Source organism: Blastococcus sp. KM273129 (assembly GCF_021698995.1).
Classification (GTDB): domain Bacteria; phylum Actinomycetota; class Actinomycetes; order Mycobacteriales; family Geodermatophilaceae; genus Blastococcus.
The window spans coordinates 1-24,862 of record NZ_SSXB01000038.1 but is presented as its reverse complement, the minus strand read 5'-3'; the positions used below and the strand labels follow the sequence as shown (position 1 = coordinate 24,862).

Genomic DNA, 24,862 nt, shown 5'->3' with positions numbered 1-24,862 from the left:
AGGGGCGCCCCGGATACCGGGTCAATCCAATTAATCGCGGTTCCTCCGCAGGGGGACCCCGGCGGGTCTCGGAACCGCCTGCCGTCGCCGCCGGCGACGGCTCCCTCACCCGTTCAGCCGCTGACGGTGGCCAGCACGTCGGCGCCGTAGAGCTCCAGCTTCCGGGCACCGATGCCGGGCAGCCCGGACAGCTCCCGGAGGCTGGCCGGCCGGCTCTCGGCGATGGCCTGGAGCGTGGCGTCGGAGAAGACGACGTAGGCGGGCACGGACGCGTCCTGCGCGGTCTGGCTGCGCCAGGCGCGGAGCCGCTCGAACAGCTCCCCCGCCTCGCCCTCCAGGACCACCTTCGCCCGCTTGGCCGGACGGCGCGGGGGCGGCGCCGTCGGCCCGGAGCCCGGCGCCAGCCCGTCGAGGAAGCGGCTGCGCGGACGGGCGCGCCGACCACCCGGGTTGCGCGCCAGCGACCACGAGAGGGTCAGCTGCTCCCGGGCCCGGGTGACCGCCACGTACAGCAGCCGGCGCTCCTCCTCGACCGCCTCCGGGCGGCTGAGGGACTGGGCGATCGGCAGCACGCCGTCGACCAGCCCGACGACGAACACGACGTCCCACTCCAGCCCCTTGGCCGCGTGCATCGACGCCAGGGTGACGCCCTGGACGGTGGGCGCGTGCTGCGCGTCGGCCCGCTCGGCGAGGTGGGTGACGAACCCGGCGAGGTCCAGGGCGGGGTTCTCGGCCACCAGGTCGACGGCGAGGTCGACCAGCGCGGCGAGCGACTGCCAGCGGTCCCGCGCCGCACCCCCTGCCGGCGGGCGGTGCTCCACCCAGCCGGTCGACGCCAGGACGTCGCGGACGGCGGGCACGAGCATGCCCGGATCGTTGCCCCCGGCGGCCGCCCCGCGGAGCAGCAGCACCGCCTCGCGCACCTCGGGCCGCTCGAAGAACCGCTCGCCGCCCTTGAGCACGTAGGGCACCCCGGCGTCGGCCAGCGCGGACTCGTACACCTGCGACTGCGCGTTGATCCGGAACAGCACGGCGATCTCGGCGGCGGGCGTGCCCTCGTCGATCAGGGCCTTGCAGCGGGCCGCGACCGCCGCGGCCTCCGCCGGCTCGTCGGGGTGCTCCACGAACCGCGGCTCGGGGCCCTGCGGGCGCTGGCCCAGCAGGCGGAGCCCCGGCAGGCCCTTGCGCGGCGGCGCCTGGCCGATCAGCCGGTTGGCCAGCCCCACCACCTGCGGCGTGGAGCGGTAGTCGCGCTCCAGCTTGACCACGGCCGCGTCGGCGTAGCGGTCGGCGAAGCCCAGCAGGTAGTCGGGGTCGGCGCCGGTGAAGGAGTAGATCGTCTGGTTGGGGTCGCCGACGACGCAGACCTCCGCGCGCCCGCCCAGCCAGGCGTCGAGGAGCCGCTGCTGCAGCGGGTTGACGTCCTGGTACTCGTCGACGACGAAGTGCCGGTACTGCGCCCGCACCTGCCGGGCGACGTCCGGGTGCTCCTCGAGCGCGTACGCGGTGACCAGCAGCAGGTCCTCGAAGTCCAGGGCGCCGTCGCGCTGCTTGGCCTGCTCGTAGCTGGCGTAGACGGCGGCGACCGCGGCCGGCTCGAACGGGACCTCGCGGCCGGCGGCCTTCGCGCGGGCCGGGTAGTCCTCGGGCGTGGCCAGCGTGGTCTTGGCCCACTCGATCTCGCTGGCGAGGTCGCGCAGGCTGGTGCGGTCGGTGGTCAGCCGGTTCCGCGTGGCGGCGGAGGCGACCACCCGCAGCTTGTTCTCGATCAGCCCCGGCATCGGGCCGCCCAGCACCCGGGGGGCGAAGTAGCGCAGCTGGCGCATGGCGGCGGCGTGGAAGGTGCGCGCCTGCACCCCGCCGACGTCGAGCGCGGCCAGGCGGGCGCGCAGCTCGCCGGCCGCCCGGGCGGTGAACGTCACCGCCAGCACCTGCTCGGGGACGTAGGTGCCGGTGTGCACGCCGTAGGCGATCCGGTGGGTGATCGTGCGCGTCTTCCCGGTGCCGGCACCGGCCAGGATGCAGACCGGGCCGGACACCGCCCGGGCGGCCGCGCGCTGCTCGTCGTCGAGCCCGTCGAGCACGGCCTCCGCGTCCGCGTGCGCCATCGCCGGCGTCCCTCCCCGTTCCTCGTCCCGGACCTCCGCGGAGCCCTCGGCTCCGCGGACGATCCTCCCAGCCGGCACCGTCGGACGGCGGGAAGCATCCCCAGGGGCGCCACGTTGGCATGCAGGCAGCACGCCACCCCGTCCCGGGGCTGGACCGACCAGGCACGAACAGGGAGACTCCCCCGCGATGACCACGACCCCCGGCGCCGCCGTCACCATGTACACCACCACGTGGTGCGGGTACTGCGTGCGGCTGAAGAAGCTCATGCAGCGCGAGGGCATCGCGTTCGCCGAGGTCGACATCGAGACCGACGCGCAGGCGGCGGACCTGGTCATGCAGGCCAACGGGGGCAACCGCACCGTCCCCACGCTGGTCTTCCCCGACGGCACCGCGCTGACCAACCCCAGCATCGACGCGGTGAAGGCCCAGCTGGCACACATCCCGGAGGCGTGAGCACCCGTGGTCCCCGGTCCCAGGCCCTCCGACGGGCGCGTGTCCCCCGATGCGCCGTGCCGTACCGAGATCGTGGCCTGCCCGGGGGCCGGGGAACCGCCTCGGGTCGCGCTGACCCGGGCCGCGCGCGGCTGGGTGGTCGTCCCCCTTCCCGGCGGCCCGGCCGGCGGTGACGCCGTCGAGGACGTCGTCGAGGGCATGACCCTGGCCGACCTCCTGGCCGACGAGCTGGGCGGGCTGCCGGAGCCGGACCGGTCCGCGCGGCGCTCCGCACGCGGCCCGGGGGCCGCTCCCGGCGAGACGGACCCGGTGGACGCCCGCATCGCCGCGCTGGAGCGCACCGTGGCGCAGCTGGAGCACGCCCTGGCCGCCCGGGTCTCGACCGAGCGGGCGATCGGGGTGCTCGCCGAGCGGCAGGGCACGAGCCCGCGGGCGGCGTTCGAGGGGTTGCGCCGCGAGGCGCGCACGCAGGGCCGGCCCGTGGTGGAGCTGGCCCGCGAGGTGCTCGGGAGCCTGGCGTCCGACGTGGTGGCGCCCACCTCCGCTCCCGCCCCGGCACCGCCGGCACCGCGGCCCGAGCCCGTGCCGAGCGGCGCCGTCGCCACCGCGGACGGCCGCTCCTGACCCGTCCGGAACCGCTCACCCCCGGCGCCCTCGCCGACCGCCTGGCCGCGCTGCTGGCCGACGTCCCGCCGGAGCCCGGCGCCACCGCACTGCGGGTGGCCGTCGACGGCCCCGGTGCGGCGGGCCCCGGAGCGCTCGCGGGGGAGGTCGCCGACCGGCTGCCGATGCTGGGGCGTGCCGCCGTCGTCGTCCCCGCCGAAGGCTTCTACCGGCCGGCGTCGCTGCGGCTCGAGCACGGCCGCACCGATCCCGACGCCCGCTACACCGACTGGCTGGACACCGGCGCGCTCGCCCGCGAGGTCCTCGGGCCGGTCGGTCCGGGTGGCTCCGGGGAGTACCTCCCGGCGCTGTGGGACCTGGCGCGGGACCGGTCGGCCCGGCTCCCCCGCCGTCCGGCAGCGGCCGGTGGGGTGCTCCTCGTGCCCGGCTCGCTGCTGCAGGGGGTCGGGCTGGCGTTCGACGTCGTCGTGCACCTGCGGATGGCCCCGGCCGCGCGGGCACGGCGCACGCCGCCGGAGCAGGCCTGGGAGCTGCCGGCCTTCGACCGCTACGACGACGAGGTGGACCCGGTGGCGCTCGCCGACGCGGTCGTGCTGGCCGACCACCCCGACCGCCCCGCGCTGGTGCTCCAGGGCCGGTTCGGGTGACGTGCTGGAACGGCGAGCTGCAGGAGCCCGCGCCCGTTCAGCCGAGCTCGCCGCTCAACCAGCGGTCGAGGATGTGCCGGGCGATCGAGATCGACGGCGGCACCGCCAGCTGCCCGTCGCGGCTGCGCAGCTCCTCGCGGGTGAACCAGCGCGCCTCCTCGATCTCGTGCGGGTCCAGGCGCAGCGGCCGGTCGCCGTCGGCCCGGGCGACGAACCCGAGCATGAGCGACTGCGGGAAGGGCCACGGCTGGCTGGCGACGTAGCGGACGTCGGTGACGCGCAGCCCGACCTCCTCCTCGACCTCCCGGGCCACCGCCGCCTCCGCGGACTCCCCCGGCTCGACGAAGCCGGCCAGGATGGAGAACCGCCCGGGCGGCCACGTCCCCTGGCGGCCCAGCACCACCCGGTCGCCGCCGTCGTGGACCAGCATGATCACCGCTGGGTCGACGCGCGGGAAGAACTCGGTGCCGGTGCTGGGGTCGCGCTGCGACCAGCCGGCCCGCTCGACCGTCGTCGCCACCCCGGTGAGCGGGCTGAACCGGTTCCGCTCGTGCCACTCGAGGATCCCGACGGCCTGCGCCAGCAGGCCGGCGTCCAGGTCGCCCAGGGCCGCGCCGACCTCGCGCAGCCCGGCCCAGTGGTCGACCGGACGGCCGTTGACGGTGAGCGACCGCTCCCCGCGCACCGCCGCGTACGGCACCCCGCCGGCCTCCCCGAGGAACACCGCGCCCGCGGGCAGGGCCGGGCGCTCGTCCCACACCAGGCGGGGTCCCGCGGGCCCCTCCTCCACCGGCACGGCGCGGGTGGCGTCGACCGTGAGCACCCGCACCGGGCGGCCGCCGGTGGGGTCGGTCAGCGTCCGGGCGAGGTGGGCCCGGTCGTGCCCCGAGCGGGACAGCAGCGGGCCGCCGTCGCCGGGGCCGGGGCCGGCGGTCACTCCTGCCCGCCGCCCCCGGTGACGGTGACCGGCGCCAGGGTGCCGAGCTCGGCGGCCACCCGGTCGGCGTCGCCCACGACCACGGCGGTGAGGCCCTCCGGCGCCAGGTAGCGGGCGGCGGCGGCCTGCACCTGCTCCACGGTGACCTCGGTGAGATCGCGCTGGTGGGTGCTCAGCCAGTCGGCCGGCAGGCCCACGCCGAGCAGCGCCGACAGCGTGCTGGCCAGGCCGGCGTGGGTGGAGGTGCTCAGCGCCATGCTGCCGAGGACGTACCGGCGCGCCGCGTCCAGCTCGGCCTCGGTGACCGGGGTCAGCGCCATGCGGCCGAGCTCGTAGAGCGTCTCCAGCAGCGCCGGGCCGGTGACCTCGGTGGCGACGTCGGCCTCGACGAGGAAGGACGACGCCGCCCGCTGGTGGTCGATCGCGCTGCGCGGGCTGTAGCTGTAACCGCGGCGCTCGCGGATGTTCTCGACCAGCCGCGAGGAGAAGTACCCGCCGTAGACCATCGCGGCGAGCCGCGTCGCCGGGAGGTCGGGATCGGTCCGGGCGGGCGCCGGGCCACCGAGGCGCAGGTTCGACTGCACCGCACCGGGCCGGTGCACCAGCTCGATGCCCTGCGCCGGCTGCTCGGTCACCGGCGGGGCCTGCACCGCCGTGCCGCTGCCGCTCCAGACCTCGAGCGCGGCGGCGGCGGTCCCGGTCGCCGCCGCGGGGTCCAGGTCACCGACGAGCACGAGGATGCTGCCGGCGGGGAGCACCCGTTCCCGGTGCAGCCGGCGCAGCGCCGGGGCGCGCACGGCGGCCACGAGATCGGCGTCGGGCAGCTGGATGGCGTACGGGTGGGCGCCGTACCGGCGGGCGGCCAGCGCCGAGCGGGCGATCGTGCCCGGTTGCGTGCGGGCGATCGCGATCCGCTCGGCGAGCCGGTCGCGCTCGCCGTCGACGCGGCCGGCCGGGTAGCTGGCGCCGGTCAGCAGCTCGGCGAGCAGCTCCAGCACCGGGGCGAGCCCGCCGGGCAGCAGCGTGGTGCCGAAGACCAGCCGGTCGGCGTCGGTGCTCACCGAGAGCTCGGCGCCGTGGCTCTGCAGCAGCTGGGCGACCTGCGCCTGGTCGTGCTGCTGCGTGCCGAGCAGCACCGCACCGGAGAGGACGGCGCCGCGCGCCGCGTGCACGCCCGCGTTGCGGGCGCTCGCCGCCGCGAACGGCACCCGCAGGCGCAGCTCGACGAGGGGCACTCCGGGGCGCGGCACCACGACCACGCGCAGCCCGTTGGGCAGCGTGGTCTCCACGGCCTCCGGCGCGGGCTGGGGCCGCGGCTCGCCCAGCGGCGGGATCAGGGCGGCGGTCATCGGGCACCTCCTGCCGGTCGCAGCTCCAGCACCGCGGCGGTGCCCGGATCCAGCCCCCGGGCGGCGGCCTGCACCGCCTCCGGGGTCACCGCGGCCAGCCGGGCGGCCAGCTCGCCGGCGAGCTCGGCCCGCCCGTGGACCAGCTCCGCCGCCGCGAAGGCCAGCGTGCGGCCCAGCACGGAGTCGGCCTGCTGCAGCAGCTGGGCCTCGATGCGCGCCTGGACGCGGCGGAGCTCGTCGGTGCCGACGCCGTCGGTCGCGATGCGGCCCACCTCCTCGTGCACGGCCGCCATGACGCGCTCGGCCGGGACCGCGGCCGGGTGGTGCACCTGGGTGGTGAGCAGGGTGGCGTCGCGGACGTCGAAGGGGTCGCCGAACAGGCCCACGTAGCTGCTCTGGGCGATGGCGATGCGGTCGCCGTGGACCAGCCGGCTCTCCAGGCGGGAGGCGTCGCCCTCGCTGAGCAGCTCGGCCAGCAGCACGCTGCCCAGGTAGGTGTCGAAGTCACCGACCGGGTCGGGCACGCGCCAGCCGAGGGCGAGCGCGGGCGCGGTGGCCAGCGGGTCCTCGACCACGGCGGAGCGGACGGTGGTGGGCGAGGGCTCGCCCGTGTACGGCAGCGGCGGCACGTGGCGGCCGGGGATCGGGCCGAACCACCGGTGGACCAGCTCCTCGGTCGCGCCGACGTCGAGGTCGCCGCCGATGCACAGCACCGCGTTGCCCGGCGCGTAGTACTTGTCGAAGAAGTCGGTCGCGTCGGCGACCGTCGAGGACTCGAGGTCGACGAAGGACCCGTAGCCGTCGTGGGTGTTGGCGAAGGAGTCGAACGCGACCTGCGGCAGCTGCAGCCAGGGGAAGGCGCCGTAGGGGCGGTTGAGCACGTTGACCCGGATCTCCTCCTTCACCACGTCGATCTGGTTGCGGAGGTTCTCCTCGGTGATCGCCGGCGCCGCCATGCGGTCGGCCTCGAGGAAGAGGGCGCGCTCCAGCGCCTCGGCGGGCAGCGCCTGGAAGTAGTTCGTGTAGTCCTGGTGCGTGGAGCCGTTGAAGGTGCCGCCCGCGGCCTGGACCAGCCGGGCGTGCTCCATCTTCGCGACGTTCGCCGACCCCTGGAACATCATGTGCTCGAAGAGGTGCGCGAAGCCGGTGCGCCCCTCGGGTTCGTTGCGCATCCCGACGTCGTAGTAGACGCTCACCGCCACCACCGGCACGCTGCGGTCGGGGGCGAGGACCACCCGCAGGCCGTTGTCCAGCGTGAACCGTTCGATCGGGTGCCGCAGGGTCAGTTCGGTACCAGCTGCAGTCACGCGCCCGACACTACGACGACGTCGTCCCCGGGGTGGCACTGCGGCCGGTCGCCGTCCCCACCCCTGGGGAACCTCTGCGGCCGCGTCCCTCGTCGGAACCCGCGCTCGCCGGTGGCCCGCACGGTCTCCCGGAGGGTGGAGAGCAGGGTCCTGGCTCACCTGGTGGGGTCCCAGCTCACTGTCGACGGTGAGCCAGGACCCGGAACGATCAGGTCACCTGATCAACACGGAGGTGTCACAGCACGTCGACGTCGGCGACGACCCGGTCGATGACGCCGTAGAGCTCGGCGTGGGTGTTGGGGATCGAGACGTAGAGCAGCGCCGGGGCCGGGCCACCGACGTCGATGAGCAGCAGCGCCGCCCGCTCGCCGGAGGCGTCGTAGCCCTCGACGTCCCAGGTGAGCTGGAACTCCAGCAGGTGGGCGGGGCGCCCGTCGACGGTGCGTGGCTCGTCCCGGCGGACCTCGATCGTGTTGGGCCTCGGGTAGTAGTTGGCCCGGACGCTGGCGGCCAGCGTCGTCACCGTGCTCTGCAGCGTCGACGGGCCGCCCCACCCGTACCCCTCGGCGACCGGTCCGGAGGTGCACTGGGAGATGAAGATGCCGCCGTCGGGGGTGGCCTCCTGGGTGGTGAAGTACTGCCCGGCGGTCGCGGTCGTCTCCAGCTGCCGGCCCAGGTCGAACTCCGACCACCCCTCCCCCAGGTACGGGTAGGAGATGCCGGCGACCTCGTCGACGATCCGCACCGTGCCCGGCGGGAAGGGGTCCCCGGGAGCCGGGACCGGTGCGATGCCGGGGTCGGGGGCGGTGGCGTCCGCGCCGTCCCCGCCCGCTCCCGTGCCCAGCACCGCGACGACGGCGGCGACGAGGAGCACCAGCACCGCGCCGGCGGCCAGCCACGACCGGGCGCGGGGGCGCCGGCCGGCGGGCGCCGGCGGGACCTCCGGCACGGCCGGCTCGTGCACGGCGGTGCGGGCGGCCACCCGGTGGACCTGCACGCCCGGGCCCGCGGGCATCATGACGTCGGACCACGCGGTGCCGCTCCACCAGCGCACCACGCCGGGGGTGCCGGCCGGGTCGGGGTACCAGCCCGGCGCCGCGTCCTGGCCCGCTCCGGTCACGGCCCCAGCGTAGGGCGTGGGCCGCGGCGTCCCCGGAACCCGCGCCCGTCGAAGGAGACCGCCGTGCACTCCCCCGACAGCGGCCTCGTGCGCCGGCTGCGCGACGCCGGCTGCGTCTTCGCCGAGGAGGAGGCCGCCCTGCTGACGGCGGAGGCGCGTGACGCCGGCGAGCTGGCCCGGCTGGCCGAGCGGCGGCTGGCCGGCGCACCGCTGGAGCAGGTGCTGGGCTGGGCGGCGTTCGGCGGGCTGCGGATCACCGTCGCGCCCGGCGTCTTCGTGCCGCGCCGCCGCACCGAGCTGCTGGTGGCCGAGGCGGTGGCGCTCGCCCGCCCGGGCGCCGTCGTCGTCGACCTCTGCTGCGGCACGGGGGCGGTGGCCGCGGCGACGGCCGCCGCCGTCCCGGGCCTCGACCTGCACGCCGCCGACGTCGACCCCGCGGCCGTGGCCTGCGCCCGGCTGAACCTCCCGGGCACGCCCGTGCACGAGGGAGACCTGTTCCGCGCCCTGCCACCGGGGCTGCGCGGCCGGGTCGACGTCCTCACCGCCAACGTGCCCTACGTGCCGACGGCGGCGGTCGCCCTGCTGCCCCCCGAGGCGCGGCAGCACGAGCCGCGGACGGCGCTCGACGGCGGCGGGGACGGTCTCGCACTCGCCCGCCGGGTCGCCGCGGGGGCTCCGGAGTGGCTCGCGCCGGGCGGTGCGCTGCTGTTCGAGTGCAGCGAGGGGCAGCTGCCCGCCGCGCTCGCCCTGGTCACCGCCGCCGGGCTGGTGGCCCGGCCGGTCACCGACGACGACCACGGCGCCACGGTCGTCGTCGGTGCGCGTCGCTAGCCTGCGCGGCGGGCGGCCAGCTCCCGCCACAGGTGGGCGGCGGCCTCGGCCCCGCGGTAGAGCATCGGCAGCAGCACCCGCTCGTTCGGGGAGTGGATCCGGTCGGTCGGCAGGCCGGCGCCGAGGAACAGCAGCGGGGCGCCGAGGGCCTCGACGATCGCCGCCTCCGGGCCGCTGCCGCCCTCGCGGGTGAAGAGGACGTCGGCCGGGTCGGTGTCGAAGGCCTGGCCGATGGCGGCGAGCAGCGCGTCCATGTGCGGGGAGTCCAGGTCGCTGGCGCACGGCGCGACCCCGCCGGGCGGGGTGTGCACCTCCGCCTCGATGCCCGCGGGCACGGTGGCCTCGACCCAGGCCCGCAGCATCGGGCCGATGTCCTCCGGCCGCTGGTCGGAGACCAGGCGGAAGGTGACCTTGGCGTGCGCCTCGGCCGGGATGATCGTCTTGTGGCCGGGGCCGGTGTAGCCGCCCCACATGCCGTTCACCTCGGCGGTCGGCCGGGCGCCGGTGCGCTCCAGGGTGGTGAAGCCGGCCTCGCCGTAGGTGGCCCGCGAGGCGGCGGGGCCGGCGAGCCACGCCTGCTCGTCGAACGGCACCCGGCTCATCAGCTCGCGCTCGCGGTCGCTGAGCGGGCGCACCCGGTCGTAGAAGCCCGGGATGGTCACCCGGCCCTGCTCGTCGTGCAGCTCCGCGAGCAGCTCCGCCATCGCGTGCAGCGGGTTGGGGACGGCGCCGCCGAAGGAGCCGGAGTGCAGGTCGACGGCCGGGCCGCGCAGCGTGATCTCGGCGTCGGCCAGACCGCGCATCGCCGTCACCGCGCTGGGGACGTCGGGTGCGGCCATGCCGGTGTCGCTGACGACGACGACGTCGCAGGCGAGCCGGTCGGCGTTGTCGCGGAGCAGGCCCTCGAAGTGCGGCGACCCCGACTCCTCCTCGCCCTCGATCAGCAGCTTGACCGTGACGGCGGGGGTGTCACGGCCGGTGGCGGCCAGGTGCGCCCGGATGCCGAGCAGGTGGAAGGCGACGTTGCCCTTGTCGTCGATGGCCCCGCGGGCGTGCAGTTCCGGGCCGTCGGGGCCCTCCACCCGGGTGGGCTCGAACGGCGGGTGCTCCCACAGCTCCAGCGGGTCCACCGGCTGCACGTCGTGGTGGCCGTAGACGAGGGCGACCGGGGCGCCGGCGTCGGCGCTGGGCCACTCCGCGAAGACGGCGGGGGCGCCGGGGGTCTGCCAGATCTCCACGGTCGGGAAGCCGACGCGGCGCAGTGCGTCGGCCAGCCAGGTGGCGCTGGCCGCGACGTCGCGGGCGTGCGCGGGGTCGGCCGAGATCGACGGGATGCGCAGCCAGGCGTCGAGGTCGGTGTGCAGGTCGTCGAGGTGGTCGAGGACGAAGTCACGTTCGGCGCTGGTCACGGTCCCCGACGGTAGCCGCGCCGTCCGGCGGCCCCGCCTGCGCCCGCCGCTCGGGGCCGACCAGCCAGCGGAACACCCCGCGCTCGACCGCCTCGGCGGCCATGATCGCGACCAGCTGCACCCCGCCCCAGAGCGCCAGCAACGTCAGCTCCTGGCCGGCCAGCGGGGCCTGCAGCGAGCCGAGCTCGTGCAGCACCACGGCCAGCAGCACCGAGGAGAGCAGCGCGAGCGCCACCAGCGCGTGCACGGCGGCGATCCAGGCGTTGGCCCGTGACCTGGTCTCGGTCGACTGCCGGCGCAGCCGGCGGAAGCAGACGACGCCGTAGCCGAGGCCCAGCACCGCGCTGACCGCCAGCAGGTCCAGCGCCTGCCACGTCGGCGCGACCCCGCCGCCCCTCGCGGTCGAGTCGATGATCAGCGCGGGCGCCACCACGACGGCGAGCGCGGTCAGCCCGTAGAGCGCCGCGGCGCCTTCCCGGACCGCCCGCACCGGCCGGAACCGCGTGCTCACCGGCCCTCGCGCGCCCGGAGCGTGAACCGGTCGACCAGCCCGCCGTCGGGTCGGATGCATCGGGCGGTCAGGCGGTCGCCGTCGACCTCGACGTGCAGGTACTGCAGCACCGACGCCGCGGCGGCGGTGATCCGGCGGGGGCGCACCGGGGTGAGCTTGGCCCCGCCGCCGCTGACGACGTAGGTGATGCCGTCGAGCGGGACCGTCCGCTCGTAGTTGTGGTCGTGGCCGGCCAGCACGAGGTCGACGGCGTGCCGCTCGAGCACCGGGACCAGCTTCTCCTCCGCGCCGGGGGTGTCACCGTGCCGACCCGAGGAGTACGGCGGGTGGTGGAGGCAGACGACCTTCCACTGGCTCGCCGAGGTCGCGAGCGCGTCGTCGAGCCAGTCGATCTGGTCGGTGGCCCCGGGGCCGAACAGGCCGGGCGTGCTGGAGTCGAGGTAGAAGAAGTCGACCGGCCCGTGGGTGCTGCGGTAGTAGCGGGCCGGCGTGCCCAGCAGCCGCAGCTCGGTCTCGATCTCCTCGAGCCGGGCGTCGCTGAAGTGCACGTCGCCGTCGTGGTTGCCGATGGCCAGCTCGACGTCGACCCCGGCGTCGACCAGCGGGCCGTAGGGGCGCAGGAAGACGTCCTCGAAGCGGTCCTCGATGCGGCCGTAGTAGCAGATGTCCCCGAGGTGGGCGACCAGGCCGTACGGATCGGCCTCGTAGCCCTGGGCCATCCGGGTGGCCACCGCGATCGCCTGCCGGCCGCCGGTCCCGGTGTCCCCCACCGCCGCGAACGTCAGCCGGTCGGGCGAGGTCGTCCAGGCCTGCCGGGGCAGGACGAGCTCGGGCGTGCGGCCGGGGACGAGGTCCTCCCGGCTGAGCAGCGGCCACACCTGGTCGGCGAGGACTCCCCCGGTGAGGGCCGCTCCACCGACCCCGGCGGCGGCCGCGAGGAACTGCCGTCTGGTGAGCGACATGAAGGGTTCAACGCACCGTCGTCGCCGGGGCGTTCCCGGGGGGCGCGGCGGCCGCGCGCGACCGTTAGCGTCCAGGGCATGCCCGGAGAGCTGCTGCGGACCGATGTCGGCGACCTGACCTTCGACGTGCGCGTCGACGGACCCGAGGACGGCCGGCCCGTGCTCCTGCTGCACGGGTTCCCCGAGACCTCGGCGTCGTGGGCGGCGGTGACGCCGCTGCTCACCCAGGCCGGGCTGCGCACCTACGCACCCGACCAGCTGGGCTACTCGCCCGGCGCCCGCCCGTCCGAGGTCGAGGCGTACGCGATGCAGAACCTCGCCCAGGTCACCGCCGACCTCATGACGGCGCTGGAGGTCCCGGTCGCCGACGTCGTCGGCCACGACTGGGGTGCCAACGTCGCCTGGACCCTCGGCGCCTGGCACCCCGACCGGGTCCGGTCGCTCACCGCGGTCTCGGTGCCGCACCCGGCCGCCTACACCGCGGCCTTCCGCATCGACCCGGAGCAGAAGGAGCGCTCGTCCTACATCCGGCTGTTCTGGCAGCCCGGCAAGGCCGAGGAGGTGCTGCTCGCCGACGACGCGCGGCGGCTGCGCCGGATGCTGCTGGGTGCCGACGGCGACACCGGCGTCTCCCCCGAGGCGGTCGACGAGTACGTGGCCGTGCTCTCGGCGCCGGGGGCGCTCACCGCGGCCCTGAACTGGTACCGGGCGATGAGCTCGGACATCCGCGTCGACAAGGTCGAGGTGCCGACGACCTACGTGTGGAGCGACGGCGACGTCGCGATCGGCCGGACGGCGGCGGAGGCCTGCGCCGAGTTCGTGACCGGCGACTACCGCTTCGTGGAGCTGCCCGGCGTGACGCACTGGATCCCCGAGCAGGCCCCGGAGGAGCTGGCCCGCGCGATCCTGGACCGCGTCGCCTCGACCTGACGCCCGGCCGGCTCGCCGCCGGCCCCGCGGCGGTGCGCGGAACGTGCAGACGGCGGGCTGCGGCGTTCCCGCGGGAACGCCGCGCGACGAGGACTCAGCGCTGGTCGCGGCGCAGGGGATGCTGGTCGGGGACCTCGACCAGGACGATCCGCACGCCGTCGGGGTCCTCGATCCACATCTCGACCAGCCCCCACGGTTCGAGTCGGGGCGGCCGCGCCACGGTCACGCCGGCCGCCGTGAGACGACGGTGCTCGGCAGCGACGTCCCGGACCTGCACCCACAGGGCCAGGCCGGCCGGGCGTACCTCCGACCGGCCGGAGACCTCGAGCAGCCCGTTCCCCAGGAAGAACACCACCCCGGGGTGCTCCGGCGGCCCGAACTCGCGGTGCACCGCCAGCCCGAGGACGTCGCGGTAGAACGACTGGGACCGCCGGGCGTCCGACGGTCGGAGCAGGATGCGGCTGCTCAGGACGTCCACGGTGCCATCCTCCCCCCGCCGCACCGACCCCGTCGCGCCGGCCGTGGGTGCGCAGGCACCGGGACCTCGACCGGGTGGTCGCGAGCTGCGCGTCGTCAGCGGGCGAGGAAGACGTCGTGCTCCGCGCACCCGGCCGGGACGGTCACGCCCGCGACGTCGAAGGACCCGGGCGGCTCGTCCTGGGAGGAGTGCTCGAGGACGAAGCCGCCTGCGACCTCCACCTCGTCGCCGAGGTCGTAGGTGCCGTAGCCGGGGACATCGACCGTGATCGGGTCCTCGTCGACCACCTCGGTGCCGTGGGGCCAGACGATGACGGAACCCCCGGCACCGAGGCATCCCCCCACGACCTCCAGCCGGCCGCCACCGAGCGCGTCCATGCCGGAGCCCGTCTGCTCGGAGACCAGGACGGTCACGCCGCCTGCCGAGATCGCCTCACCGCCACCGCACGCAGCGAGGAGCGGCACGACGCTCGATGCGACGACGATCCGTGCGGCACGACGCCGGGACCGGTCCACCGCACCTCCTCGGGCGCTCGTCGTGGCAGGCCCCCGCTCCAGGACGTCCGGGAGACGGCCGGCGTCCACCCGCTCAGGATGCTCCCTCGGGGAGTCGGTCAGCCCGTCCCGGTGACCAGCGCCAGGAGGCCTGCCTCGTCGAGCAGGTCGACCGGGCGCAGCGTCTCCTTCGCGGCGACGTGGTGGAACCCGGCGCTGACCCGCTCGACCGGCACCCCGGTCAACCGCGACCACCCCAGCCGGTAGGCGGCCAGCTGCACGCCCACGGCGGCGAGTTCCGCCCCGGTCGGCGGCGGCCCGGTCTTCCAGTCGATGACCTCGTAGCCGCCGTCCTCGCGCTGGAAGACCGCGTCGATCCGGCCACGCAGCGTGATCGGCCCCAGCGGCGTCTCGAACGGCACCTCGACCTCGACCGGCTGCCGGTCGGCCCACTCGCCGGCCAGGAAGGCCTCGCGCAGCTCCTCCAGCGCATCGTCGGGGGCGGACAGCTCGTCGCCGGAGCCGGGCAGCTCGTCGAGGTCGACCAGCCGCGCGGCACCGAACCGCTCCTCCAGCCACGCGTGGAAAGCCGTGCCCCGGCGGGCCTGCGGCGCCGGCGCGGCCGGCATCGGTCGGCGGAGCCGCCGGGCGAGCTCGGCCGGGTCGCGGCGCAGGGTGACCAGCGCGGACACCGAGAGGTGCGAGGGCAGCGGGACGTCGACGGTCGGGCTCTCCTGGCGCGCTCGCTCGCGCAGCAGCAGGTCGGCGTCGCGCACCCACTGCTCCACCAGCTCGTCGTCCCCGCCGAGGGTGCGCTCAGGGTCCAGCGGGTGCGGCGCCGCCCCCTCCACCAGCTGCGCGGCGGCGGTGAGCGCCCGACGCCGCGGCTCCGACAGCGGGTCGGCCGGCCACACGCCGACCGGCCACTCCTCCAGCGCCGGGTTGGTCGCGCCGTCCTCGGGCGCGGGCGCCCAGTGCACGATCGCACCGGCGCCGGCCTCGCACGCCTCCTTGGCGGTGGTGAGCAGCGACGAGGGCCCGCAGGGCTTCACGCCGTCGCGCCACCAGCTGCCCGAGCACAGCAGCAGCCTCTTGGCGCGGGTGACGGCGACGTAACCGAGCCGGATCTCCTCGTCCCGGCCGAAGTCCTTCCAGTCCTGGACGTAGTCCTCGAGGGCGTCCCGCACCGCCGCCTGGTCACCGGAGCCGGGCACCGGCAGCCGCAGCCGCGGGAGCTCCTCCCGGTCGGTGAGCCGCAGGTCGACCGGGACCGCGCCCGGGTCCTTGATCCAGGAGTCGCTGGCGTTGGTGCGGGCGGGGAACTGGTCGGCGGTCATCCCGGGCACCGCGACGACGTCCCACTCCAGCCCCTTGGCCGAGTGCCCGGTGAGCAGCTGCACCGCCTCCGGGTTGACCGCCACCTCGCCGGGCTCCAGGCCGCGCTCGCGCTCCTCGGCGTCGCGCAGGTAGCCCAGGAACGCCGGCAGCGACGGCAGCTCGGCCAGCTCGGTGAACTCGGCGGCGACGCCGTGCAGCGCGTCGAGGTGGGCGCGTGCGCCGGCCGGGCTGACCCCTGGCGCACTGGCCAGCTCGGTCTCCAGCCCCAGCGTGCGGGCCACCTCGTCGACCAGGTCGGGCAGCGACTCCCCGATCCGGCCGCGCAGGTGGGCGAGCTCGGCCCCGAACCGGCGCAGCCTCCGGTAGCCGGCGGGCGAGTACTGCTGCGCGTCGCCGAGGTCGTCGAGCGCCTCGACGATGCTGCCGCGCTCCTGCGGTGCCTCCACCGCGCGCGCCTCCTCGCCCTCGGCCTCGGTGGGGCGGACCGGCCGGCGCGAGTGCACCAGCGCGCGGGCGCGGGCCTCGAGCGCGGCCAGGTCGCGCGGGCCGATCCGCCAGCGGGCGCCGGTGAGCAGCCGGCCCATCGCGTCACCGGCGGTCGGGTCGACCAGGACGGTGAGGGTGGCGACGACGTCGGAGACCTCGGGCACCTCCAGCAGGCCACCGAGCCCCACGACCTCCACCGGCAGCCCGCGCTCGCGCAGGGCCCCGGCGATGCCGGGCAGCTGCTTGCGGGTGCGCACCAGCACCGCCATCGACGGCGGCCGGCCGTCGGGCTTCCGCTGGACGGCGGGGTCGGTGCCGTTCCAGCAGGCCGCCAGCCGGTCGGCCAGGGCGGCGGTCTCCTCGGCGACCGTCTCGTACAGCCCGACGGTGACCGAACCGCGGCCGGCCGTCGGCGTCGGGGCCAGGTCGGGCAGCGGCTGGGCCGGCGCGGGCAGCATCGCCGAGACGGCGTTGGCCACCGCCAGCACCGCCTCGTCGTTGCGCCAGCTGGTGGCCAGCGTGAGCCGCTGCGCCGTGCGGCCGGGGCGCCCGGGGAAGGTCCGGTCGAAGCGCTCGATCGTGCCCGCCGAGGCCCCGCGCCACCCGTAGATGGACTGGCGCGGGTCGCCGACGGCGAGCACCGGGTGGCCGCTCGCGCCGCCGAAGAGCGCTTCCAGCATGCGCAGCTGCCCGACGCTGGTGTCCTGGTACTCGTCGAGCAGCACCACCTTCCAGCGCGCCCGCTCCCGGCGGCCGACCTCGGGTGCGGCGACGGCGATGCGCGCGGCGTGCGCGACCTGGTCGGCGTAGTCGATGGAGCCCAGGGCCCGCTTGCGCGCCTCGAACGCCTCGACCAGCGGCAGCAGCGCCACCCGCGCCTTCTGCCGGGCCAGCATCTCGGTGACGGCGGCGTAGGGGCCCTTCTTCCTCGGTGCGTCCGCGTAGCCGGCGACCTGCGCCTCCAGCCGCGCGGTCCAGGTGCGCAGGGCGGCGGCGCTCACGTCGTGCTCGCCCATCTCGGCCGCGAGCGCCAGCACGTCCTCGACGGTGGTCAGCAGGGTGAGCGGCACGTCGGCCATGTCGCCGGTCCAGGCGGCGACCACCGTCGCGGCCTGCCCCCAGCACATGGCGGGGCCGAGCACCCCGGCGCCGGGCTCCACGCCGATGCGCAGCCCGTGCTCGGCGACCAGCGCGGCGGCGTAGCCGTGGTAGGTCGAGACGGTGGGCTGGGCGATGGCGAGCCGCTCGCGCAGGTCCTCCTCGGTCTCCGGGTGGCGGGCCAGCGCGCCCAGCCGCAGCCGGATGCGCTCGTTGAGCTCGCTGGCGGCCTTGCGGGTGAACGTCAGACCGAGGATCGCCTCGGGCTCGACGATCCGGTTGGCCACCAGGTAGGAGACCCGGGCGGCCATGGTCTCGGTCTTGCCCGAGCCGGCGCCGGCGACGACGACCAGCGGCCGGTCCGCGGGTGCGGAGACGACACCGGCCTGCTCGTCGGAGGGCGCGTAGGAGAGGCCGCAGCGATCCGCCACCTCGGCGGGCGTGAGCAGCCGTCGGGGCGCGGCCTCCGGCGGCGCCGCCTCGGCCAGCAGCTCGTCGAACGAGAGCTGCCCGTCGTCGCGCGGGGTCATCCGGTCACCTGCCGGCCGGGCTCCTGCAGCGGGCAGCTGCGCCGCGCCGGGCAGCGCGAGCAGTGCGTGCCGGTGCGCACCTCGAACGTCCCCGCGCCCATGCCGGCGCCCACCTCCGCGACGAGCTCCCCGGCCCACGTGCCCTCCAGCGGCACGTCGGCGGGCAGCGGCTCCTGGTGCTGCTCCTTGGCCTTGGCGCCGGTGCCCACCTGGAGCAGGGCCGCGCCGCCGGGGGCGGTGCCGTGCTGCTCGAACGCACCCGCCGCGACCGCCACCTGGTAGGCCGCGAGCTGCCCGTGCTCCTCGGTGTTCTTCACCGCCGTCTTACCGGTCTTGAGGTCGACGACGACCAGCCGCCCCTCCGCGTCCCGCTCCAGCCGGTCGACCTGGCCGCGGATGCGCGCCCGCCCCACGACGACGTCGAAGTCGACCTCGGCGCCGACAAGCTCCCGCGGGTTGGCCGCGTGCCAGCGCAGGAAGCGGTCGAGCATGTCGTGGGCGTGCACCCGTTGCCGCTGGTCGGCCCAGCCGGGGCCCAGGTCCAGCTGGTCGAGCTCGGCGTCCAGCACCGGGCGCGCGTCGCTCGCGGGCAACCCCTCGGCCACCTGCTGGGCGACCGCGTGCACCGCCGAGCCCACGGTGCGGGTGGCGTCCGGCGAGGCCTCCGCGCCGACCGCGCCGAGCACCCACCGCAGCGGGCAGCGCTGGAAGGTCTCGATCGCCGACGGGCGCACCCGCACCGGCAGCTCCTCGTCGACCAGCGGGGCGTCGTCCGACAGGGGCGCCAGCCCCCACCAGCGGGCGGGCGCCGCGCCGGGCACGCCCTCGTCGGCCAGCCGGCGCAGCAGCGCCGCCGCGGCAGACCGCCGGGCCGGCGGGGTCTGCGGGTCGGTGACGGCCCGGCGGAGCTCCGCGACGAGTGCGGGGAGGGTGAGCGCGCGGGGCAGCTCGGTGAGCGGCCGGCCGTCGGGCGGCCGCGGGGACACCAGGTCGAGGAAGCGGGAGGCGGTCGCGCCGGCGTCGGCGCCGTCGAGGGCGCCCTCCACGGCGGTGACCACCAGCCGCCGGCGGGCCCGGGTGCACGCCACGTAGAACAGCCGCCGCTCCTCGGCCAGCGCCAGGGTGCGGCGGTCGGTCCGCGCCCCGTCGATGCCGGCCGCCTTCTCGACGAGCACCTCGGCACCGAGCAGCGAGGCGCGCTCGCGCAGGTCGGGCCACACGCCCTCCTGCACCCCGGCCACGCACACCAGGTCCCACTCCAGCCCCTTGGCGGCGTGCGCGGTGAGCAGCCGGACGGTCTCGCCGGCGACCGCCCGGGCCGCACCCGTGTCCCCCGGCAGCTCCTGGGCGGAGAGGTGCTCGACGAAGGCCCGGACGTCGGCCGACGGCAGGCGGTCGACGAAGCCGGCTGCGGCGTCGAAGAGCGCGACCACCGCGTCGAGGTCGCGGTCGGCGACCGCACCGGAGGGACCCCCGGCGGCGCTGGCCCGGGCCCACCGCGTGGCCAGACCGCTGCGCTGCCACATCGCCCACAGCACGTCCTCGGCGGTGCCGTCGCCGGCGAGCGCGAACCGCCCGGCGTCCAGCACCCCGGCCACCCGGGCCGCGGGGCGGGCGACGTGCTCGGGCAGGGCCTCCAGCAGGGCCGGGTCGGTGAGCGCCGCGGCCAGCGGGGCGCCGCGCTCGGCGGCGTCGACCCCGTGCCGGGCCAGTGCCGTGCGGACGGCGCGGCGGAGCCGCCGGAGGTCGAGCACGGTCGCCCCGCCCAGCGCCGAGGTGAGCAGCGCCTCGGCGCCCGGCTCGTCCAGGCCGGCGGGCTCCCCGCCGGGGCCGGGCAGCAGCGCGGAGAGCCCGTGCAGGAACGGCGCGACGGCGGGCTGGGCGGCCAGCGGCAGCTCGTCGGAGGAGACGGCGACCGGCACCCCGGCCGAGGCCAGGGCGCGCCGGAGCGGGCCGAGGACCGTCGCCGTGCGCACGACCACGGCCATGCCCGACCAGGGCACACCGTCGAGCAGGTGGGCCCGGCGCAGCACGTCGGCGACGTAAGCGGCCTCGACCGCGGCCGAGCCGAAGACGTGCACCTCCGCCTCGCCGGGCGGCGTGCCCTCCCCCGCGGCCAGGCGGCGGTGCTCCCACGGGCCGGGCAGGCCCTCGGCCACCTGCCGGCTGATCCGCAGCAGCTCGGCGCCCGAGCGGCGGCACACCCCCAGCGACACCCGCTCGGCGGCCCGGCCACCGGTGTGCCGGAAGCGCTCGGGGAACTCGACGATGCCCCTCGGCTCGGCGCCCCGGAAGGCGTAGATGGACTGGTCGGGATCACCGACGGCCACCAGGTTGCCCCCGCCCCCGGCCAGCAGCTCCAGCAGCTCGACCTGCGCGGGGTCGGTGTCCTGGTACTCGTCGACGAACAGCCAGCGGGCCCGCTCGCGCTCCTGGCGGAGGAGCTCGGTGTCGCCGGTCAGCTCGAGGATCGCCTGCCGGACCAGCTCCGCGGGGTCGTAGCCGGAGGCGTCACCGCGGGAGGCGACCCAGAAGTCGCTGACGTTCTCGTACTGCTGCTGGAAGGCCGCCGCGTGCACCCAGTGCTCGTTGCCGGTCTCGCGGCCCCAGGCGGCCAGCCGCTCGGCGTCCACCCCCCGCTCGGTCGCCCGCAGCAGCAGCTCGCGCAGCTCCGCGCGGAAGCCCTCCGTGCCCAGCGCCGGGGCGAGGTCCTCGGGCCAGCGGACCGTGCCCACCCCCTCGGCATCGCCGCGCAGCAGCTCGGCCACGACGGCGTCCTGCTCGGCGGAGGTGAGCAGCCGGGGCGGCGGGTCGCCCCGCAGCACGGCGGCCCGGCGGAGCACCCCGTAGGCGTAGGAGTGGAAGGTGCGCGCCAGCGGCTCGCGGATGGTGCGGGCCACCCGGGAGGTGATGCGGGTGCGCAGCTCGGCGGCGGCCTTGCGGCTGAAGGTCAGGACGAGGATCTGCTCGGGGTCGACGCCGGCGTCGATGCGCGTGGCGACCGCCTCCACGATCGTCGTCGTCTTGCCCGTACCGGGGCCGGCGAGCACCAGGAGCGGCCCGCCGGGGTGGTCGACGACGGCCTGCTGCGTCGGGTCGAGCACCGGCGCGCTGCTGCGCGGCGGCTCCCCCGGCAGCAGCCGGTAGACCGGACCGCTCTCACCCCCGCGCTGTGCCACCTCTCGATGGAAGCACGGGGGTACGACGATCCCGGGACGACGGGTGGGACGGGCCCGTCAGGCCAGGGAGTCGAGCAGGGACTGCTCCAGCATCAGGTCGGCCGCGGTGGTCAGCCAGCCGGCCACCAGCAGCAGCGGCCATGCCCGCTCCTCGTCCAGCGACGCGGTCCCTGCGGCCAGCCCGGCCTGGGCCACTGCCCGGCACGCCATGGTGTTCATGCCCTTGTGCTCGGCAGCCGGGGCGCCGAACTGGAGTCAACCGGCTGTGAGATGCCACGGCTCGGCGGCGATCGCGCCGGCGTCGGCTCTGGTGAGGGTGCCCACGTCGACCAGCCGGTCGAGCACGTGGGCCTGCCGCGCAGCCGCGAGCTCGGGGTGGGCCAGCGGGTCGTAGGCGCTGGGTGCCTGCACGAGCCCCACCAGCACGGTCGCCTGCGCCCAGCCCAGCTCGGCGGGGGGCAGCCCGAAGTAGCCCTCGGCCGCTGCCTGCACCCCGTAGAAACCGTGGCCGAAGTAGACGGCGTCCAGGTACATGCGCAGGAGCTGCTCGTCGCGCCACGCGCGGTCGAGCTTGACCGCCAGGACCACGGAGCGGGCCCGGGCGCCGGGGTCGATCGCGCCGTCCTCGTAGAGGACGCGGGCCAGCTGCTGCTGGATCGTCGAGCCGCCGAGGTCGCGGCCGACGACGACCCCGAGCGGCGCCCGGAGCGCCCCGCGCCAGTCGATGCCCGGGTGGGAGCCGAACCGGCTGTCCTCCGTGGCCAGCAGCGCGGCGGCGACCCGCTCCGGCACCTGGCCCGTCGACGGCGTGCCACCGAACGCCGCCAGGCGGGCCGCCACCCGCTGCTCCGCGTCGCCCACGCCGGGCGTGACGGCCCAGCCGACGGCGAACGCCGCGAGCAGCAGGACGAGCAGGCCGCCCAGCGACCGGAGGACGACCCGCCGGAGGCGGGCAGCACGCGACCGCCGGGGCAGGGACGCCGGGGCGGAGGTCGGGGGCTGCTGCTTCAGGTGCGCCGTCACGCCGACCAGCTCACCGTGCGGCGCCGTGCGCGCGCATCGCCCCGCGGGCCGATCCCGTCCCCGGCCGTGGTCATCCCGCAGGTGGACGGCGCCGTGCTGGTGCCGCCCGCTCGGGCCAGCCCACGGCCGCCAGGTCGACCTTGCCGTTCCGCGCGGGCACCCCCTCGGCGGCCAGCAGCTCCAGCTGGCGGGCGCGCACCGGCTCGGCGGCCGTGCCGTCGGCGCGGACGACGCGGTACCAGGGCACCGCCGCGCCGCCCTGCGCCAGCGCCCGGGCCACCCGGCGGGGCCCGACGCCCACCAGCTCGCCGATCGCCCCGTAGCTGCTGACCCGTCCCGGCGGGATGCGCTCGACGACGTCGAACACCGCCTCGTCGACGTCCCTCGGGTCCGGGGTCACCACCCGATCATGGCAAGCGATGGGCCCCGGCCGGCCATCCGCGGCGGCGGGACGTCCGTCCGGGGATCACCGCAGCGGGCGGGTCAACCCCGCCGGCCGAACCGGGCCAGCAGGCGGGTCTGGGGATCGGCCGACGGCGGGACGTCCAGCGGCGGGTCGAACAACCCGGGCACCCCGCCGTCGGGCAGCCGTTCGGCGTACACCAGCGCGGCGGTCACCAGCTCACCGTCCAGCACGGTGTCCCCGCGGGTGGCGCGGGCGAGGTCCCAGGCGTGCACGGTGAGGTCGGTGGCCATCTCGAAGATGTACTCGCCCGCCGGTGTCGGCCCGCGCGAGAGGTGGACGGTGTGCCGCAGGGCGTCGTCCGCGGCGAAGGCCGCCAGGGCGGCGTCGGCGGCGGACTCCCACCCGAGGAGGGGGTCGTCGCCCAGCAGGTCGTCGGTGCTGTCGGGGAAGCGACCCTCGATCATGTCCACCGGCTCACCGGCCAGCAGCGGGGGCACCCAGAGCGCCTCGTTCACCAGGTGCGCGACGAGGTCGGCGACGGTCCAGCCGGGCAGCGACTCGTCCTCCCACTGCCCCGGCTCGACCGCGTCGACCCGGTCGGTGAACTGGTTCTGGGCCCGCTGGAAGAGCTCCAGGAGCTCCACGTGCGAGAAGTCGGCCATGGCGTCAGTCAACAAGACGAGGGCCCGGCCCGCCTCCCCGTGGAGAAGCGGACCGGGCCCAGGTGACCTGCTGGAACGGCCCCCTCGCAGGGTCCCGGCCCGAGCGGAGCGGGGGTCGGGGGCGAGGGGGGCCTCTCAGTAGGTCGGCAGCGCCTTGTCGATGCGGGTGGCCCACGCCGTCACGCCGCCCTGGACGTGCACGGCGTCCTTGAAGCCCGCGTTCTTGATGGCGGCGAGCGCCTCGGCGGACCGGACACCGGTCTTGCAGTGCAGCACGATCGGCTTGTCCTGCGGCAGGGAGGACAGCGCCCGGCCGGAGAGGATCTCGTCCTTCGGGACGAGCTTCGCGCCGGGGATCGACACGATCTCGTACTCGTTGGGCTCCCGGACGTCGATGAGCTCGAACTCCTTGCCGGCGTCCATCATGTCCTTGAGCTCGTCGACGGTGATCGTCGAGCCGGCGGCAGCCAGCTGGGCCTCCTCGGAGACGACGCCGCAGAACGCCTCGTAGTCGATGAGGCCCGTGATCGGCTCGCCCTCCGGGTCCTTGCGCACCTTGATGGTGCGGAAGGTCATCTCCAGGGCGTCGTAGACCATGAGCCGGCCCAGCAGCGTCTCGCCGACGCCGGTGATCAGCTTGACCGCCTCGGTCGCCTGGATCGCGCCGATGGTCGCGCACAGCACGCCGAGCACGCCGCCCTCGGCGCAGCTGGGCACCATGCCGGGCGGCGGGGGCACCGGGTAGAGGTCGCGGTAGTTGGGCCCGTGCTCGTTCCAGAAGACCGACACCTGGCCGTCGAACCGGTAGATCGAGCCCCACACGTACGGCTTGCCCAGCAGCACGCAGGCGTCGTTGACCAGGTAGCGGGTGGCGAAGTTGTCGGTGCCGTCGACGATCAGGTCGTACTGGCCGAAGATGTCGAGGACGTTGTCGCTGTCCAGCCGCGTCTCGTGCAGGCGGACGTCGATCAGCGGGTTGATCTCCTTGATGGAGTCCCGCGCGCTCTCGGCCTTGGACCGGCCGACGTCGGACTGCCCGTGGATGATCTGGCGCTGCAGGTTGGACTCGTCGACGGTGTCGAACTCGACGATGCCGAGCGTGCCGACCCCGGCCGCGGCCAGGTACATCAGCACGGGCGAACCCAGGCCGCCGGCACCGACGGCCAGCACCTTGGCGTTCTTCAGGCGCTTCTGACCGTCCATCCCGACGTCGGGGATGATCAGGTGGCGGCTGTAGCGGCGGACCTCGTCGATCGACAGGTCGGCGGCCGGCTCCACCAGCGGTGGCAGGGACACGCTTGCTCCTCTTGGTCGCGGACAGCGGCCCGCACGGGGCCGACGTTCGTCCGCATAACAGCGTGGCACGGGCTGCTCTTCCCGCCGTGCGCGGCCGGTCGGCCGGGCAGCCCCCGTCAGGGGTAGGGCCAGGCGTTGCGCACGCAGCCCTGCAGGTCGAGGGTCTGCTGCTGCATCACCGGAGCGGGCTGCCCGGGCCCCGGGCACCGCACGTGGCCGTTGCCGAGCACGTGGCCGACCTCGTGGTTGACCACGTAGCGCCGGTAGGTGGCGATGTCCCCCTCGTAGTGCGGGACGGCGGTCGCCCACCGGGCGAGGTTGATCACGGCCCGGTCGCCGTAGCGGCAGGAGGTGTACCCGCCGGTGCCCACGCCCGGGCAGTAGGTCTCCATGCTGCCGGGGCTGACCAGGCTCACCCGGAAGTCGAACGTCGCGCCGGCGCCCACGCGCTGGAAGGACAGGCGCCCGCCGTTGCCCCAGGACCGGGGGTCGCCGAGCGTCGCCGTCACCGCGTCGGCGAACGCCGCGCCGTCGACGCCGATGCCGTCCTCGATCTCGACGATGAAGCGCTGCAGCGGGCCGGTGCCGATCACCTCGGAGGCGCCGTCGACCAGCGAGAGGCTGCCCGCGCCCTGCTGCACGTACTCCTCCGCGACCGCCTCCGGTGGGGCCGTCTCCGACGG

At 76.2% G+C, this 24,862-nt stretch carries 23 protein-coding genes; 5 read left to right on the top strand and 18 right to left on the bottom strand.

What is annotated here, in order from left to right:
* Positions 1-113: 113 nt before the first annotated feature.
* A complete protein-coding gene (locus E9565_RS12355) occupies positions 114-2,108 on the bottom strand; it encodes an ATP-dependent helicase (RefSeq protein ID WP_236827846.1) in 1,995 nt (664 codons plus the stop codon).
* Between the two features lie 187 nt (positions 2,109-2,295).
* Here E9565_RS12355 and E9565_RS12350 point away from each other — a divergent pair, with 187 nt between their 5' ends.
* From E9565_RS12350 to E9565_RS12340, 3 genes are all read left to right on the top strand, one after another.
* Positions 2,296-2,562 carry a mycoredoxin gene (locus tag E9565_RS12350; RefSeq protein WP_236827845.1) on the top strand — a complete coding sequence of 89 codons (267 nt, stop codon included), beginning with the start codon at positions 2,296-2,298 and terminating at the stop codon, positions 2,560-2,562.
* Positions 2,563-2,634: 72 nt separating this feature from the next.
* A complete protein-coding gene (locus E9565_RS12345) occupies positions 2,635-3,186 on the top strand; it encodes an ANTAR domain-containing protein (protein WP_236835282.1) in 552 nt (183 codons plus the stop codon).
* A 95-nt stretch (positions 3,187-3,281) separates the two neighbouring features.
* Positions 3,282-3,833: a uridine kinase gene (locus E9565_RS12340; RefSeq protein WP_236835281.1), complete on the top strand. Its 552-nt coding sequence runs from the start codon at positions 3,282-3,284 to the stop codon at positions 3,831-3,833.
* Between the two features lie 37 nt (positions 3,834-3,870).
* On the opposite strand, the gene nudC is transcribed toward E9565_RS12340, so the two are convergent.
* The 4 genes from nudC to E9565_RS12320 all read right to left on the bottom strand — a co-directional run bounded on the left by nudC (position 3,871) and on the right by E9565_RS12320 (position 8,546).
* Positions 3,871-4,770, bottom strand: a complete 900-nt coding sequence (gene nudC, locus E9565_RS12335) for an NAD(+) diphosphatase (protein ID WP_236835279.1) — start codon at positions 4,768-4,770, stop codon at positions 3,871-3,873.
* On the bottom strand, positions 4,767-6,119 hold the full coding sequence (locus tag E9565_RS12330; protein ID WP_236827841.1) for a pitrilysin family protein: 1,353 nt from the start codon (positions 6,117-6,119) through the stop codon (positions 4,767-4,769). Before E9565_RS12330 ends, nudC begins: the two co-directional genes overlap by 4 nt.
* Complete coding sequence (locus tag E9565_RS12325; protein WP_236835278.1) at positions 6,116-7,426, bottom strand: pitrilysin family protein; 1,311 nt, start codon at positions 7,424-7,426, stop codon at positions 6,116-6,118. The genes E9565_RS12330 and E9565_RS12325 overlap by 4 nt, the downstream gene beginning before the upstream one ends.
* Positions 7,427-7,661: 235 nt before the next feature.
* Positions 7,662-8,546 (bottom strand): DUF2510 domain-containing protein, encoded by an 885-nt coding sequence (locus E9565_RS12320; RefSeq protein WP_236835276.1) that lies wholly within the window; start codon positions 8,544-8,546, stop codon positions 7,662-7,664.
* A gap of 63 nt (positions 8,547-8,609) precedes the next feature.
* On the opposite strand from E9565_RS12320, the gene E9565_RS12315 reads away from it, so the two are divergent.
* On the top strand, positions 8,610-9,377 hold the full coding sequence (locus E9565_RS12315) for a putative protein N(5)-glutamine methyltransferase (RefSeq protein WP_236827838.1): 768 nt from the start codon (positions 8,610-8,612) through the stop codon (positions 9,375-9,377).
* Here E9565_RS12315 and E9565_RS12310 read toward each other — a convergent pair.
* Genes E9565_RS12310 through E9565_RS12300 form a run of 3 tightly spaced genes read right to left on the bottom strand, consistent with a single transcriptional unit; the run spans position 9,374 to position 12,259 of the window.
* Positions 9,374-10,786, bottom strand: a complete 1,413-nt coding sequence (locus E9565_RS12310; RefSeq protein WP_236827837.1) for a dipeptidase — start codon at positions 10,784-10,786, stop codon at positions 9,374-9,376. The genes E9565_RS12315 and E9565_RS12310 overlap by 4 nt on opposite strands.
* The gene (locus E9565_RS12305) at positions 10,767-11,297 is read right to left on the bottom strand and encodes a hypothetical protein (RefSeq protein WP_236835274.1); all 531 of its coding nucleotides are present in this window, start codon (positions 11,295-11,297) and stop codon (positions 10,767-10,769) included. The genes E9565_RS12310 and E9565_RS12305 overlap by 20 nt, the downstream gene beginning before the upstream one ends.
* Positions 11,294-12,259: a metallophosphoesterase gene (locus E9565_RS12300; RefSeq protein WP_236827835.1), complete on the bottom strand. Its 966-nt coding sequence runs from the start codon at positions 12,257-12,259 to the stop codon at positions 11,294-11,296. Before E9565_RS12300 ends, E9565_RS12305 begins: the two co-directional genes overlap by 4 nt.
* Before the next feature lie 78 nt (positions 12,260-12,337).
* On the opposite strand from E9565_RS12300, the gene E9565_RS12295 reads away from it, so the two are divergent.
* Positions 12,338-13,189 (top strand): alpha/beta fold hydrolase, encoded by an 852-nt coding sequence (locus E9565_RS12295; protein ID WP_236827834.1) that lies wholly within the window; start codon positions 12,338-12,340, stop codon positions 13,187-13,189.
* Positions 13,190-13,283: 94 nt separating this feature from the next.
* Here E9565_RS12295 and E9565_RS12290 read toward each other — a convergent pair whose 3' ends face one another.
* From E9565_RS12290 to E9565_RS12245, 10 genes are all read right to left on the bottom strand, one after another.
* Positions 13,284-13,667: a VOC family protein gene (locus tag E9565_RS12290; RefSeq protein ID WP_236827833.1), complete on the bottom strand. Its 384-nt coding sequence runs from the start codon at positions 13,665-13,667 to the stop codon at positions 13,284-13,286.
* Between the two features lie 95 nt (positions 13,668-13,762).
* Positions 13,763-14,131 carry a hypothetical protein gene (locus tag E9565_RS12285; protein ID WP_236833510.1) on the bottom strand — a complete coding sequence of 123 codons (369 nt, stop codon included), beginning with the start codon at positions 14,129-14,131 and terminating at the stop codon, positions 13,763-13,765.
* A gap of 149 nt (positions 14,132-14,280) precedes the next feature.
* Positions 14,281-17,613 carry an ATP-dependent DNA helicase gene (locus E9565_RS12280; protein ID WP_236835272.1) on the bottom strand — a complete coding sequence of 1,111 codons (3,333 nt, stop codon included), beginning with the start codon at positions 17,611-17,613 and terminating at the stop codon, positions 14,281-14,283.
* Positions 17,610-20,792: an ATP-dependent DNA helicase gene (locus E9565_RS12275; RefSeq protein ID WP_236835270.1), complete on the bottom strand. Its 3,183-nt coding sequence runs from the start codon at positions 20,790-20,792 to the stop codon at positions 17,610-17,612. Before E9565_RS12275 ends, E9565_RS12280 begins: the two co-directional genes overlap by 4 nt.
* Positions 20,793-20,849: 57 nt before the next feature.
* Positions 20,850-21,011 (bottom strand): hypothetical protein, encoded by a 162-nt coding sequence (locus E9565_RS12270; RefSeq protein WP_170852150.1) that lies wholly within the window; start codon positions 21,009-21,011, stop codon positions 20,850-20,852.
* 36 nt (positions 21,012-21,047) lie between these two features.
* Positions 21,048-21,815, bottom strand: a complete 768-nt coding sequence (locus E9565_RS12265; RefSeq protein ID WP_236835268.1) for a biosynthetic peptidoglycan transglycosylase — start codon at positions 21,813-21,815, stop codon at positions 21,048-21,050.
* Positions 21,816-21,885: 70 nt separating this feature from the next.
* Positions 21,886-22,215, bottom strand: a complete 330-nt coding sequence (locus E9565_RS12260; RefSeq protein ID WP_236827828.1) for an MGMT family protein — start codon at positions 22,213-22,215, stop codon at positions 21,886-21,888.
* 83 nt (positions 22,216-22,298) lie between these two features.
* Positions 22,299-22,883, bottom strand: a complete 585-nt coding sequence (locus E9565_RS12255; RefSeq protein ID WP_236835266.1) for a TIGR03086 family metal-binding protein — start codon at positions 22,881-22,883, stop codon at positions 22,299-22,301.
* Positions 22,884-23,018: 135 nt separating this feature from the next.
* Positions 23,019-24,179: an adenylyltransferase/sulfurtransferase MoeZ gene (gene moeZ, locus E9565_RS12250; RefSeq protein WP_236827826.1), complete on the bottom strand. Its 1,161-nt coding sequence runs from the start codon at positions 24,177-24,179 to the stop codon at positions 23,019-23,021.
* A 116-nt stretch (positions 24,180-24,295) separates the two neighbouring features.
* Positions 24,296-24,862: DUF3152 domain-containing protein (locus E9565_RS12245; protein WP_236835264.1), on the bottom strand; the 567-nt coding region annotated here is incomplete at its 5' end.

Bases quoted from the DNA above. Each gene is read 5' to 3' on its own strand.
- E9565_RS12300 (WP_236827835.1), bottom strand. From the start codon at position 12,259: ATGTCGCTCACCAGACGGCAGTTCCTCGCGGCCGCCGCCGGGGTCGGT.
- E9565_RS12295 (WP_236827834.1), top strand. From the start codon at position 12,338: ATGCCCGGAGAGCTGCTGCGGACCGATGTCGGCGACCTGACCTTCGAC.
- E9565_RS12255 (WP_236835266.1), bottom strand. From the start codon at position 22,883: ATGGCCGACTTCTCGCACGTGGAGCTCCTGGAGCTCTTCCAGCGGGCC.
- E9565_RS12330 (WP_236827841.1), bottom strand. From the start codon at position 6,119: ATGACCGCCGCCCTGATCCCGCCGCTGGGCGAGCCGCGGCCCCAGCCC.
- E9565_RS12280 (WP_236835272.1), bottom strand. From the start codon at position 17,613: ATGACCCCGCGCGACGACGGGCAGCTCTCGTTCGACGAGCTGCTGGCC.
- E9565_RS12355 (WP_236827846.1), bottom strand. From the start codon at position 2,108: ATGGCGCACGCGGACGCGGAGGCCGTGCTCGACGGGCTCGACGACGAG.
- E9565_RS12350 (WP_236827845.1), top strand. From the start codon at position 2,296: ATGACCACGACCCCCGGCGCCGCCGTCACCATGTACACCACCACGTGG.
- E9565_RS12270 (WP_170852150.1), bottom strand. From the start codon at position 21,011: ATGAACACCATGGCGTGCCGGGCAGTGGCCCAGGCCGGGCTGGCCGCA.